Genomic DNA, 12,567 nt, shown 5'->3' with positions numbered 1-12,567 from the left:
CGACCTAGGCGTTTCTGAAAAAAGTGAGGTGGGTCAATTTTCAGTTGATGCCCTGGGTCATTTTTACTGTGTTGCTAACAACGCGCCTGTTGTTTGCGTTTCAGGATGCCTATCCCGAGATTGCGGTGGACCTTAGCCTCGCGGATGAGCGGGTGAATTTGGTGCAGGAAGGCGTTGATATTGCCTTGAGGCTTGGTCCCGTTGCCGACAGTTCGATGAAACTGCGACGCCTGGGCGAAAGCCGCCGCCTGCTGGTTTCATCGCCGGCTTACCTGAAGCAACGGGGAACACCGAAAGCCCCTCAGGAACTGATCGAGCATGAGGGGGTACGCATGACCAATGTGATGGGCAGCGACCGGTTGAGGTTCTTGGGGCCAGCTGGTGTAGAGCACGCCGTTCGTTTTGACGGTCGTTTCCGGGTTGATCACGGGCTGGCGGCCCGAGAAGCTCTGTTGCGGGTACAGCCGACATACATGTAAAAATAGGACTTAACGCAGAAAACCCTCGCTGCGCGTCAGAGACCGTCAGATCGGCAATGACGAATCTATCGGTTCAGGGACCACATCAAGATCGATAATGTAATCCCCGAAGCGCTTGATATGGCTTGTCACATAAGGACTGAGCGTGGCGACATCTTCCCGATTTACCGGGAATCCCTCCTGTTTCAATTCACGCAAGATACGGGTCTGATCTACCACGTTGTGGAAAATCACAGCATTGGCCACCAGGTCGTTGTACTTGATGACCTTCTCTTGCTCCTCGGGGTCGTTGTCCGCGATGATCCCTTCCCCACCGAAGAACAGCCATTTGGAGAAGCCGTTGTAGGCTTCTACCTTGTTGGTCGTCGCTGTGATCTGTTCGCGTAGCTCCATGTCGGAGATATAGCTCAGCAGGAAGGCCGTTCGCACTACCCGTCCAAGTTCCCGGAAAGCCTGGTAGAGCCGGTTCTTGCGGCTGTAGTTACCCAACTTGCGCAACAAGGTCGACGACGAAATCTTGCCGGCCTTGATCGACAATACGACCCTCAACAGGTCTTTCCAGTGGGTTTCGATCAATTCCCAGTCAATGACATCCTTGAACAGCATGTCGAGGTGCTGATAGCTGGTTTCCTTGGTCGGCCTGAAAAATACCAGATCGTGCCAGTTGCGGATGCGCGGCATCAGCTTGATACCCAGCAGGTAAGCAAGCGCGAAAACCGGTGCAGATTGCCCCTGGGTATCGGCATGGACGGTATCTGGCTGGATGTCCGATTTGTTCTGGAGCAATCCCTCAATGATATAGACCGCCTCCCAAACCCCACAGGGAATGAAGTGGCTGAACAGTGCGACGTAGTTATCGGCCACGTGGTGGTAGACGATCCCGCCATAGCCGCCGTAGCGGATGTGGTACTCCGCCAGCAGGTTCTGGTCGAACATATCGAATTTGGTGCCGTCGGCGGCTGCTGATTTGCCTTCCCCCCAGACCTTGGGCAGATCAAAGAGGTGGTAGCGGTTGATGATGTCTTTTAGTGCCGCATTCAACTTGTTGGCATTGGCATGCCGTCGGTTGATGAACGACAGCATGTGCGGTGTCACCGCGCCGCGCAGATGACGTGACGCCTGGGCCGGCCCGAGATTGCAGCCATACGTAAACGTGGTGAGGATGTAGCGCTCACCGGGATTCTCAATCTTTGGATCTGAGCCAGATAGTGGCCCGAAGTGCCGGTTCCAACTGGTCCAGTGGGCGACGTTGCACAGTACGTCGATGACATTGCGCTCTGGAAGTCGCTGCAGCAGAGCCGCCTCCAGGGCACGGGCGGATGCCTTCGGCTCCCGCGGGCCACTCCGTTTGAGTACCGGGAGACCGAATTCATCAATCCCCAACGCTTTGTTCTCGGGAAATCCGCTATCCACCTCGACCGCAGCCTCCTTCAACCAATCACGCAAGCCTTGGGTAAATCCGGGCGCATCCTCCGGAAACCCCAACTGCTGGCAGTAGTCGCCCACCAAGGGCTCACATTCATCCCATGAAAGAAGCTGGTCGCGATAGTCGGCATAGGCCTCTGATCCCTGAATCGACACGTCTCCCGACTTGATTTCTGCCGCCAGCGCAGAAAACACGCAAACCTCGAAATGCTGACGGCTGATTCGCTCGCCATCCTCGGTTTTCACCACCACCGTCCTTTTCCAGCGTTCGTTGGTGAAGGAAAAATCGATTTCGACATCAATCCAGGCGCCTTTGCGGTTCTCGTATTCAAGCAGAACATCCAGTGCCTGCATCAGCGACTGGTCTTCGCTGGTCGAGGTCATCGTCAGCAAATGCACCATACGGAACAGCGTCGGTCGATGGCTGCGATAGAAACGCCACAGCAGCGGGAAGTAGTTGTCGCCACTGAACGCGTTGATCGCGTCGCAGTCATCCTGTAGGGCCTTGGTGCCGCCCCGGGTCGCCAAGAGGGAGCGAATGGTTTTCCCGGCCACCTCGTCTGCTGACTGGGTTTCCAGCACCTGGATGACGTCCGCCAGGGTGGCGACGAGATGCTCGGTCTTCTGGCGGAATTTTATGCGCAGGCGCTCCAGTTCGTCCTTACCGCGCCGGTGAATGTGGTTCATCCGCTTGATGAACATCTCCGCCAGATCATCACGGGCCTGCACACGGGCACGGTGAATCAGGCTCAGTATCAGGACATAGCGCTTGGGCGGCGCGAATTTTTTGAGTTCTGCGGCATCCAGTGCCTTGGCCTCGGCAGCAAAATGTTTGATCTTGGCGAACGGAATACCTGACAGATGGTGATCCGCACCTACCGTATCTGAGAGTTTGACGATATGGTCCAGCAGATCCTGCAAATGCTCCAGTGAAGAGCGCTTCGGTAACTGCTTGAGAGCGAAGAACAGCGTTTTTTTCTGGGGACTGTTGCCGATCTCCAGCAAAGCGTCGAGTTGTTCGCGCTCGGTCTCGGATAAACGCTCCATCACCGCCGCAAAAAAGCGCCCATTGACCAGTGTGCGAATGCGCCGCGACATACGGTCAAACGTACTGAAGGCGGGCAACTCGATGCGCTGGCGGACCAGCTCTTCAATGGCGACGTTGATAAGATCAGCCGGGTTGTCCATGACTTCGGCAGCCGCCGACATGGCCTCGCTAGCCGCATGCAATCCGTCTTCGCTCCAGGCGGTGACCGCCAAGCGATCACGGATTGCCTGGTGGTGCCGATACAAGGTCCGCAATTCCGCATAGATTGGCGAAATTTCGTCATCTATTCCGCTCACGTTCCGCACATGCTGGACGATGGCGAGCGGAATATCCACCAGAGCAGGAAAATAGCCGAGGCGCTGGAACGATTTGAGCAATAGCAGGAGGCCGAATCGCGACTGAGCCTTGCGGGCCAAAGCTCTCGCGAAACTCAGCTCATCGTTGGTCGGGGTGTAAAGCGCATCCAACTCTTTAGCGAGTGGATTGCGTTTGAAACGTGGGTAGGCGGTACGTTCAATGGATGCCATCTATGCATGACCTTACTCGTTTCGGCCGGTCGATTCGACACGAATGTCGTCAAAATACACAACGCTGTCGGCCTTGGACCACAGGCCTATGTGCCCCGAAACCGGTTCGGACAAGGCGTGTTCCAGATACAGTTTCCCATCTAGATAGCCTTTGATGTTCTTCCCTTGAACAACCAACTTCAAATCATGCCATTGCTTGGATGGCGTCGGCGTATTGCGTATCCACTTGACCGAACTCCGGCTGCCGCGCTCGTATTTGAACAGCACGAGGTTGTCTTCGAGGCAGTTGGCGCGCAGCACCAGATAGTCGCCGTTGGGCTTGAGGTTGAAGACGATGCCGGCGGCCTGGTCGATGCGCCCGGCCACGCACTTGAAGCGCAGTTCGATCTCGCCGGCGCGGAAATCGTCGATGCCCTGGGCCACGGCCAGCGGGAAGTAGGCGTAGGCCTGGACGTTGTCGAGGAACTCGGCGTAGCGCTCGCCGTACAGGGCGCGGGCCTTGTCGGCGAGCCCCGCCGAGGCCTGGCCGCGCGCCCAGCCGCGACCGTCCACCACCAGCACGCGCCGTTCGCCATCGACGCCCGTGAGCCACTGTCCCACTGCTGGGACGACGCCCTTCGGCTCCGCGCCGACGGTCTCATTCTCGAACTCGAAGCGCAGCGTGCCGTCGGCCTGCCGCACCGGCGCTGCCGGCCCGGTGGTAGTCGGCGCGGGCGCGGCGCCGGCTTGCGGCAGGTACTCCGGCTGCGCGGGCGGCGCCTCGCCGATCAGGAAGCGGAACGCCGCCCAGGTGCCGGCGGCGGCCAGCAGCACGCCGGCTACGAGCAGCAGATTGCGTCGCGTGCGGGTCATGGCGGCGGTCTCTTACCGGCCCGCCGGCTCGACGCGGTAATCGTCGAAATACACCACGCTGTCGGCCTTGGACCACAGGCCGACGCGGCCCGAGACCGGCTTGGGCAGATCGTGGGTGAGCAGGAGCTTGCCGTTCAGCCAGCCTTCGACCCGGTTGCCTTTGACCGTCAGCTTCATTTCATGCCACTGGCCGCTGGGCGTTGGCGTATTGCGTATCCATTTCACCGATGAGCGCCGGCCCTTCACGTACTGCCATAGCACCAGGTTGTCCTCCAGCGAGTTGGCGCGCAGCGTCAGGTAGTCGCCGTTGGGCTGGACGTTGAAGAGAATGCCGGCAGCCTGGTCGATGCGCCCGTCCACGCCCTTGAAGCGCACGGTGATCGTGCCCTCGCGGAAGTCCGCCACGTCGTTCATCACCGCGATGGGGAAGTAGGCGTAGGACTGGACGTTGTCGAGGAACTCGGCGTAGCGCTCGCCGTAAAGCGCCCGCGCCTTGTCGGCCAGCCCCGCCGAGGTCTGGCCGCGCGCCCACTTGGCGCCATTGACCGACAGCCGCTTGTTGCCGGTGTCGTCCACCACGACCCAGTTACCCACGGCGGCGGCGAAGGACTTGGGCTCGGCGCCGACCGTCTCGTTGTCGAAGCCTTGCACCGTCGGCGCGGCGAAGGCCGGAACCGCCAGGGCGGCAAACAGCAGGGAAGCGAGGAAACGCGATTTCATGAGGATTCTCCTTGGATAGAACGAAGATGGATAGGCAGACGCCGCGCCCGCGCGTGGCGCCAGAAGGCGAGCAGGATCAGGGCGGGCAGCAGGCCGTAGAACCACAGCTCCGCCGGCCGCGCATCGGCCACCCGCGGATAGCCCGGATACGGCGGCGTCTCGACGGGCGTCACCGTCGCCCCGGCCAGCTCGTGCAGCAGCGGCAGGATCTCGCGCGGGCTGTTGGAGCGGCTCGTGGCATTGCGCCCTGCGTATGCGTAGACGATGCGGCCGTAGCCTTCGTCTCCGGCGGCGCCGAAGACCCCCGCCTTGCCGGTCTCCTCCCAGCGCACCGTGAGATCGGGCACCAGGCGCTTGAGCTTCGCCAGCACGTTGCGCTGGTACTCCTGCGCCCGGCTGTCCTCGGGCGCGAGGTAGAGCGAGATGGCGAGTCCCCGGTCCATGCGGGCGAGCGCCGCCTCGTCGGCGGGGTTGAAGCTGTTGCGCCGGTCCTCGCTGACATCGAGCGACAAGTTCAGCATGGATGTCGCCGCCAGCAGCAGGACCAGCACGGCGGCGCCCGCCGCGCCGCGCTTGAAGCGGGCGCTTCGAGAAAGCCCCGGCGGCAGGATGAGGGCGGCCAGTGCCGCGAGCCCCAGCCCGAGCCCCGCCAGGCTCAGACCATGGGCCGCCGGCAGCAGGCCGCGCTCGAACTGCTTGAGGGCCTGGGTCGGCGAAATCTCGCCCAGGGTCTTGAGCCATTCCGGGCCGGTGGCGGCGGCGAAATCGAGCACCCAGAAGCCCAGCGTGAAGGCGAGTGTGACGATGGCGGCGGTGGCCGCCGACTCGGCGAGCGCCGCCGCGAAGAAGGCGATGCCCGCCACCGCCAGCGCATAGAGCGCATGACCGAGGAAGAGATTGGCGGTCTCGGCCGGCGCGAGATGGCCACCCGCGACCTGCCAGAAGACGAGCGCCGAGAGGGGCACGGCGAGGCTCAGGCTCCAGGCCGCGCACACCGCGGCGAGCTTGACCGCCACCAGCGCGGCCGGCGAGAGCGGCCATTGCAGGGCGAGCTTCAACGCGCCGCTCTCCTTGTCCTGGCCCAGGGCGCGGATGGCGACGAAGGGAAACAGCAGCGTGGTGCCCAGATAGAAGGCGCCCAGCGTCGGCACCAGGATGCCGTCCAGCGGCGTCATGCCGCGGGCCATTTCCGGGAATTGCAGCGCCGTGCGGCTCGCCTCGCCGAACAGGCGCACCGCCTCGACAAAGCCGTAGCCGGCGAGCGGCGCCAGCAGGAACAGCATGGCCCACCAGGCGCGGCCGGCAAACAGGCGGCGCAGCTCGTGGGCGAAGACGGCGGCTAATCGTTTCAATTGTCCGAATTGCCGTCCCGCCGGCTCCGACTTTTGTGCGGCTACGCCGCATCCCTCGCTTCGCTCGGGACCGCCGCTTCGCGGCGTCCTGCGCCCTGCGGACTGGTCAGTGTGTGAGTCCAAGAAATACCTCCTCCAGATCGGCGTGGGCCGCGCCCGCCTGGGCCGCCAGGTCCGCGAGCGTGCCCAGGCCCAGACGGCGGCCGGCGTCGAGCAGCAGCAGGCGGTCGCAGATGCGCTCGGCGTCCTTCAGTTGATGGATGGACAAAATCAGTGCCCGCTCGGCCGCCACCTCGCGCAACAGGTCCATGACATGCAGGGTCTGACGCAGGTCGAAGCCGTCGAAGGGCTCGTCCAGGATCAGGATGGGCTGGGGCGTGAGCAGTGCCAGCGCCAGCAGCAGCCGGCGGCGGTAGCCCTTGGAAAGCTCGGAGACCCGTTTGGCCAGCACCGGCTTGAGCTCCAGCCGGCGCACCACCGTCGCCTCCCGCTCGGCACCCAGGCCGTGCAGCTCGCGGAAGAGGCCGGTGGCGCGCCAGACGGGCTGGTCGCTCCAGGGCGCGATGCCGTCGGGCAGGTAAAACATCGCCTCCCGCCGGCGCGCCGCCGGCAGCGGCTCGCCATGAAGACGGACTTCGCCGCCGTCGGCGGGCAGCAGGCCCACCAGGGATTCCATCAGCGTCGTCTTGCCGGCGCCGTTGGGGCCGATGATGCCGAGAATCTCGCCGGGCGACAGATCGAACCCGACATCGTCGAGCACCGTGGCCTCCCCATAGCGTTTACTGATCCCGCGTACCGCCAGCAAGGGCGCCGCCTGGGTCATTTCACGTTCACCTTGCCCGAGACCGGATCGACCTTGAGTTTCACTTCCTTGCCCTGGGCGTCGATGGCTTCGATCTCGTAGACGCCATCCTCGAATTCGAGCTCGACGATGGTCTTGTGACCGGCCGCCTCGACCCCCTTGATGATCTCCGACAAGGGCTTGGCATTGGCGGGGGGGCGTTCGTCGCCGAACCAGCCGGCCAGGGCGACAGCAGGCACGGTAATGAGGACGGTGAGTGCAATGAGAGCGTGACGGGTTTTCATGGATATTTCCTTTCAGTTGGATGGATGGGGAAGATCATCAGCGCCGGGTATCCTTGGGCAGCACGCGCAGGCGATGGCCCTTGTCCTCGGACACCAGCACGCGCGACATGCTGTCGTCGAACTCCACGTCCAGCGGCTGGTTGAAGCGGGCGGAGGCGACCTCGCCATCGGCGAATCCGGCTTCGCCCGTACCCGCCAGGGTGGTGACCGCGCCGTCGGGAGTGACCAGGCGCAGGCGATTGTTGTTGCGGTCGGCCACGACGACGGCGCCATTGGGCAGTGGCGCGATACCGGTCGGATTGTCGAACCGCGCCGTGGCGGCCGGGCCGTCGGCGTAGCCTGCCTTGCCGGCACCCGCAACCGTCGTCACCTCGCCTGCGGGCGTGACCCGGCGGACGGCATGGTTCAACTGGTCGGGCACCCACAGGCGCCCCTGACCGTCGATGCGCACGTTGTAGGGCTGGTTGAAGCGCGCCGTGCCGCGCTGGCCGTCGGCGAAGCCGGGCGCGCCGTTGCCGGCGAGCGTGTCCACCTTGTCCAGCACGAGATCGATGCGGCGGATGGCGTGGTTGAGGTAGTCGGCGACGTAGAGCGTGGTCTGCGCGGCATCCAGGGCGACACCGTAGGGCTGGTTGAAGCGCGCCGATTTCAGGTCGCCATCGACGAAGCCGGCCGAATCGCCGCCCGCCAGCGTGATGACCGTGCCGTCCGGCCTGATCTTGCGGATGCGATGATTGTTGCGGTCGGCGACATAGACGGCCCCGCTACGCTCGACCGCAACGGCGATGGGTTCGTTGAACCGGGCCGCGTGGGCGGGGCCGTCGGCAAAGCCGGCCTTGCCCGTTCCCGCCACGGTGGCCACCGTGCCGCCGGATCTCAGCACCCGCACCTGATGGTTGCCGCGGTCGGCGAAATAGAGGCTGCCGTCATTGCCGTATGACAGGCCATGAGGCCGGTTGACACGGCCCGGCGAGCCGTCCGCCGCGCCCGGCTGGCCGTCTCCAGCCAGGGTCCGGACCTCGGGAAACGGCAGAGTCTTGGGGAAAACCGATGCTTCAGGCTCGGTGCCGGCCGCGACGCCGCCGACAGTGAGCGCGGCCACGATGGCCGCAAACAGATACTTCATGGTGTGGTTCCTTCTGGATGTGAGAGGGTTCTTTCGCGAGGCAATGCGATGCGGAACACGCTGCCTTGGCCCGGGTTGCTTTCCGCTGCGATGCGCCCGCCGTGGGCCTCCACCGCCCAGCGGGCGATGGCGAGCCCCAGGCCGAAACCGCCGCGGCGGTCTCCGTCCTGCCGGCCGCGGGCGGCATCTACCCGGTAGAACCGGTCGAAGACATGGGGCAGATGCTCCGCCGGAATGCCCGGTCCCTGGTCCGCCACGGTGATTTCGGCGAGGCCGGCATGCGTGCGGCAGGCGATGGCCACCACGGCGTCCGGCGGACTGTGCTTGATGGCGTTGTCCAGTAGATTGATGACGGCTTGGCGCAGCATCGTCCAGTCGCCCGAAACCGGAACCGGGGCATCGGGCAGGTCGAGGTCGATGCGCACGCGCCCCTCCTCGGCCAGCACACCGAGGAAGCCGGCCGCGTCCCGGATGAGCTCGCGCAGGTCGATCGATTCGCGCTTTGTCGCCGTTCGCCGGCCTTCGGCGCGGGTGAGTTCGAGCAGCATGGTGGTCAGGAGAGTGAGCCGGTCCACCTCCTCCAGCATGGTACCGATGATGTTGCGGTACTCGGCTTCGGAGTGCGGCTCGCGCAGACCCACCTCGCCCACGCTGCGAATCACCGTCAGCGGCGTGCGCAATTCGTGGGAGGCATCGGCGGTGAAACGCCCGAGCTCTCCGAAGGCCGCCTCCAGCCGGGCCAGCAGCGCGTTGAAAGCGACGGCAAGCCGCCCCGGCTCGTCGAACGGGTTGGCCACGGGAAGCCGCGCGTCCAGCCGGCCGGCGTGGATGGCCTCGGCCTCCTCGGCCATGCGGTGGATGGGCGCGAGCCCCCGGCCCGCGAGCCAATAGGCGCCCGCGGCCGCCGCCAGCAGGGCGAGCGGCAGACCACCGGCCATCACCCACAGGACGACCACGAGGCCGCGCGCGAAGTCGTCCTCGCGCAGCGCGGCACGCATCAGCAGCATTTCGCCTTCGAGGGAGACGCGGCGCTGCAGCAGCCGCAGGTGCACCTCGCCGGGAAGCTCCAGGGAACGCAGGCCCGTCCAGGCCGTGTCGAGCGGCAGGACGGGCGTCTCCCCCGAGTCGGTCGCCGCGTCCTGGCGGCGCAGGGCGAGCGTGCCGTCGGCGCGCCAGACATCGAGCCAGGACACGTTGCGCAGCCGCTGGCCCTCGCCGCGCTGGTCCTCTTCATGTTCCGGCCCGTGGACGCGGCGCCAGGCCAGGCGGCCACCGGCATCGCGCGCGATGCTGCGCTCGGCGATCTCCAGTTCCTGGTCCAGCCGGTGATCCAGCTCCGCGGCGAAGCGGTCACGGATCAGCAAATAGACGGCCAGCGCATAGGCCAGCAGCATGGCGCCGAACACCAGCGCGAAGGCGGCGGTGAGCCGGGAGCGCAGGGTCAGCCGACGCCAGGCCATGATCACGGCGCCTGCTCCTGGAGCACGAAACCGACCCCGCGCACCGTGTGGATCAGCGGATGTCCGTGACCATTGTCGATCTTGCGGCGCAGCCGGGCGATGTGCACGTCGATGACGTTGTCCAGCGGCGTGGCGCGCGCCACTTCGCGCCAGACGTCGCGCGCGAGCATCTCGCGCGACACCACGCGGCCCTGGTGCAGCAGCAGATAGTCGAGCAGTTCGTATTCGTGCGCGGTGAGTTCCACGTCCCGCCCGCCGCGCGCCACACGGCGCGTGACCCGGTCCACCTCCAGGTCCGCCACGGCGAAGCGCAGCACGTCCTGGGCCCGCCCGCGCCGCAGCAGCGCCCGGATGCGCGCCAGCAGCTCCTCGAAGGCGAAGGGCTTGACGAGGTAGTCGTCGGCGCCGAGGTCAAGGCCGCGGATGCGGTCCTCCACCGTGTCCCGCGCCGAGAGGATGATCACCGGTGTTGCCAGCCCCCGGCTGCGCAGCGTGCGCAGGATCTCCAGGCCGTCGCGGCCGGGTAGCATGAGATCGAGGATGAGCAGGTCGAACACCTGCGACGAGACGAGAAAGAAACCGTCCTCCCCGGTGGCCGCCACCGTCACGTCGAAGCGCTCGGTCTCCAGCCCGTGCTTGACGGACTGGGCGACTTTCGGCTGGTCTTCGATGATCAGGATGCGCATGACAAAGTGGTGGAAACCAAAGCCAACAATCTATGACTCGGCATGACGCAGGTCTACTGAAGTATTTCTGAATTTCCCTTCAGGATCAGGCCGGCCAAGGTGTTGTTTCATGACGCTGATTTATTCTGGTGGCGGAAAGCCCGCCAAAGTGCCAGATCGTAGGCAATCTTCAAGGCCCCACAGAGGACCAGCGGTGCGGCCAGCCAGCCGGCGGCGAACAGAGCGCCACCCAGAGAGGGGCTAACGGCCGCGGCCAGGCTGCGTGGCACGGCGGTGAAACTCGCCGCCGCCGTGCGTTCCGGTGGCGTTACCACAGCCATGACATAGGCCGCGCGGGTGGGCACGTCCATTTGTGACAAGGCGCTACGGGCAAATAGCAATGCTATGGAAATCTCCAGGCTGGGCGCCAGTGCGGCGAGGATGAGGCAAAGGTTGGCCGGTATATGCGTGAACACCATGGTGTTGAGCAGCCCGATACGCTGCGCTACCCGAGGCGCGATCCATTGCGATGCCGTCGTCAGGAGTCCGGCCCAAAAGAAGAACGCTCCAGCCGCCGCCAGTGACATGCCGAAACGCTCGAACAGCCATAGGGCCAACAAGGAATTGACCACCAGCCCGCCAGCAAATGCATCGACGCTGAACAGGGCAGCCAGTTTGAATACCGTGTGGCGAGATGGCCCGAGCGGAGTCGGCGGCAACGGCACCTGCCCGCCGTTGCCGGGGAGCCTGCGGTAGAGCAACCAGACCATGGCACCGATGCAGCCGTAGCCCGCGAACATCAGGCGCATGGCATCAAGCAAAGCAACGCCGCCAGCAGTCGAAAACCAGACTGGCAGCCCTGATGCCAAGGCTCCTACCGCTGCGCAAAGCGATCCCGTTACGGTGTAGTAGGAAAACAGTACGGTGCGCGACTCACCATCGGCTGTATTGGCCAGTCGCGCCTGTTCGAGGGGCATAAATACGCTGACGTCGCCGGAGCTGGGATTCAGGGTGCCGACGAAGGCAATCAATGCCAGCGGCCAGAATGAGGTGAGCGAGGCAAAGGCGATGCCGGTGGCGGCCATCACCAGCGCGGCGGCAAGCAACAGGCGGCGATGCGGCCAGCAATGGCCGAGCGAACCGATGGCCAGCGTCGCCAATGCCGACCCCGCCAGGGTCAGCGTGCCGAGCAGCCCGACCTCGAACTGGTTGAACCCCAAGGCCAGCAGGTAGGCCGGTAGCAAGACAGCGACATACCCGTCGGCGAAGGAGCGCAGCCCCTTGCCGATCAATATCATTCGCGCCGAACGGTCCGGAAGCATGATTTCCTCTGACTGATGGGGTGCTATTGCATCAGCCTGTCAACTTCCGGAGGAAACGCCCGGCCTGTTTGAGCGGGGAATCGCCGCACCAAGCGTAGAGGGCGTCGTAGATCACCATGCCATGCTTGAACATCTCGTGGTCGTCCTCGAAGTTCAGGGACAGCCCCTTGGATATGGCCAGCAACCCAGCCGCTTCCTTCGCTAATTCCGGCTGCCCGCAGTCGGCGCCGCGGACAATCAGGGCGAGGCGGTCGAGTGCCTTGTCCCGTATCCCATATTTCGTGATGAAGGCGTCGAAACTGCACAACTCGCCATGGTGGCCGAGTTCGACGCCAGGCACGTCATACGGCGTGGCGCCGGTTTCGCTGGCGATGCGCATCACATCGCCGGCCGGGACGTAGAGAAACTCCGGGGCCTCGTCGATAAAACGCGCCACCAGCCAGGGGCAGGCGATACGGTCGATCTTCGGGCGTTCGCGGGTAATCCATTTCATGATGTTTCTCCT

Annotated in this window: 12 protein-coding genes; 1 reads left to right on the top strand and 11 read right to left on the bottom strand. The window is 64.4% G+C overall.

Features of this window, described 5'->3' with window-relative positions; all coding sequences use genetic code 11:
- The first annotated feature begins 47 nt into the window (after positions 1-47).
- Positions 48-479 (top strand): substrate binding domain-containing protein, encoded by a 432-nt coding sequence (locus tag AZSI13_RS06295; protein WP_109040337.1) that lies wholly within the window; start codon positions 48-50, stop codon positions 477-479.
- Positions 480-524: 45 nt separating this feature from the next.
- On the opposite strand, the gene AZSI13_RS06290 is transcribed toward AZSI13_RS06295, so the two are convergent.
- From AZSI13_RS06290 to AZSI13_RS06240, 11 genes are all read right to left on the bottom strand, one after another.
- On the bottom strand, positions 525-3,479 hold the full coding sequence (locus tag AZSI13_RS06290; RefSeq protein ID WP_109040321.1) for a Tn3 family transposase: 2,955 nt from the start codon (positions 3,477-3,479) through the stop codon (positions 525-527).
- Positions 3,480-3,491: 12 nt separating this feature from the next.
- Positions 3,492-4,331, bottom strand: coding sequence for a family 16 glycoside hydrolase (locus AZSI13_RS06285; RefSeq protein ID WP_109040320.1), 840 nt, complete (start codon positions 4,329-4,331; stop codon positions 3,492-3,494).
- A gap of 12 nt (positions 4,332-4,343) precedes the next feature.
- Positions 4,344-5,051 carry a family 16 glycoside hydrolase gene (locus AZSI13_RS06280; RefSeq protein ID WP_109040319.1) on the bottom strand — a complete coding sequence of 236 codons (708 nt, stop codon included), beginning with the start codon at positions 5,049-5,051 and terminating at the stop codon, positions 4,344-4,346.
- Complete coding sequence (locus AZSI13_RS06275) at positions 5,048-6,403, bottom strand: ABC transporter permease subunit (protein ID WP_201262323.1); 1,356 nt, start codon at positions 6,401-6,403, stop codon at positions 5,048-5,050. The genes AZSI13_RS06280 and AZSI13_RS06275 overlap by 4 nt, the downstream gene beginning before the upstream one ends.
- Positions 6,404-6,509: 106 nt before the next feature.
- Positions 6,510-7,226 (bottom strand): ATP-binding cassette domain-containing protein, encoded by a 717-nt coding sequence (locus AZSI13_RS06270; RefSeq protein ID WP_109040318.1) that lies wholly within the window; start codon positions 7,224-7,226, stop codon positions 6,510-6,512.
- Complete coding sequence (locus AZSI13_RS06265) at positions 7,223-7,489, bottom strand: PepSY domain-containing protein (protein WP_109040317.1); 267 nt, start codon at positions 7,487-7,489, stop codon at positions 7,223-7,225. Before AZSI13_RS06265 ends, AZSI13_RS06270 begins: the two co-directional genes overlap by 4 nt.
- Before the next feature lie 37 nt (positions 7,490-7,526).
- Positions 7,527-8,615, bottom strand: a complete 1,089-nt coding sequence (locus tag AZSI13_RS06260) for an SMP-30/gluconolactonase/LRE family protein (protein ID WP_109040316.1) — start codon at positions 8,613-8,615, stop codon at positions 7,527-7,529.
- Positions 8,612-10,075 (bottom strand): cell wall metabolism sensor histidine kinase WalK, encoded by a 1,464-nt coding sequence (locus AZSI13_RS06255; RefSeq protein WP_235609690.1) that lies wholly within the window; start codon positions 10,073-10,075, stop codon positions 8,612-8,614. The genes AZSI13_RS06260 and AZSI13_RS06255 overlap by 4 nt, the downstream gene beginning before the upstream one ends.
- Before the next feature lie 2 nt (positions 10,076-10,077).
- Positions 10,078-10,761: a response regulator transcription factor gene (locus AZSI13_RS06250; RefSeq protein ID WP_109040314.1), complete on the bottom strand. Its 684-nt coding sequence runs from the start codon at positions 10,759-10,761 to the stop codon at positions 10,078-10,080.
- Positions 10,762-10,868: 107 nt separating this feature from the next.
- On the bottom strand, positions 10,869-12,062 hold the full coding sequence (locus tag AZSI13_RS06245) for an MFS transporter (RefSeq protein WP_235609688.1): 1,194 nt from the start codon (positions 12,060-12,062) through the stop codon (positions 10,869-10,871).
- Positions 12,063-12,093: 31 nt separating this feature from the next.
- Positions 12,094-12,555 (bottom strand): chromate resistance protein ChrB domain-containing protein, encoded by a 462-nt coding sequence (locus AZSI13_RS06240; RefSeq protein ID WP_109040312.1) that lies wholly within the window; start codon positions 12,553-12,555, stop codon positions 12,094-12,096.
- Positions 12,556-12,567: the final 12 nt, after the last annotated feature.

Source organism: Azospira sp. I13 (assembly GCF_003112695.1).
GTDB lineage: Bacteria > Pseudomonadota > Gammaproteobacteria > Burkholderiales > Rhodocyclaceae > Azospira.
Note: the sequence above shows the minus strand (reverse complement) of the source record. Positions and strands in the feature narration are given on the sequence as shown.

Coding starts and splice junctions, on each gene's coding strand:
- AZSI13_RS06295 (WP_109040337.1), top strand. CDS start 48: ATGCCCTGGGTCATTTTTACTGTGTTGCTAACAACGCGCCTGTTGTTT.
- AZSI13_RS06290 (WP_109040321.1), bottom strand. CDS start 3,479: ATGGCATCCATTGAACGTACCGCCTACCCACGTTTCAAACGCAATCCA.
- AZSI13_RS06285 (WP_109040320.1), bottom strand. CDS start 4,331: ATGACCCGCACGCGACGCAATCTGCTGCTCGTAGCCGGCGTGCTGCTG.
- AZSI13_RS06280 (WP_109040319.1), bottom strand. CDS start 5,051: ATGAAATCGCGTTTCCTCGCTTCCCTGCTGTTTGCCGCCCTGGCGGTT.
- AZSI13_RS06270 (WP_109040318.1), bottom strand. CDS start 7,226: ATGACCCAGGCGGCGCCCTTGCTGGCGGTACGCGGGATCAGTAAACGC.
- AZSI13_RS06265 (WP_109040317.1), bottom strand. CDS start 7,489: ATGAAAACCCGTCACGCTCTCATTGCACTCACCGTCCTCATTACCGTG.
- AZSI13_RS06260 (WP_109040316.1), bottom strand. CDS start 8,615: ATGAAGTATCTGTTTGCGGCCATCGTGGCCGCGCTCACTGTCGGCGGC.
- AZSI13_RS06255 (WP_235609690.1), bottom strand. CDS start 10,075: ATGGCCTGGCGTCGGCTGACCCTGCGCTCCCGGCTCACCGCCGCCTTC.
- AZSI13_RS06250 (WP_109040314.1), bottom strand. CDS start 10,761: ATGCGCATCCTGATCATCGAAGACCAGCCGAAAGTCGCCCAGTCCGTC.
- AZSI13_RS06245 (WP_235609688.1), bottom strand. CDS start 12,062: ATGCTTCCGGACCGTTCGGCGCGAATGATATTGATCGGCAAGGGGCTG.
- AZSI13_RS06240 (WP_109040312.1), bottom strand. CDS start 12,555: ATGAAATGGATTACCCGCGAACGCCCGAAGATCGACCGTATCGCCTGC.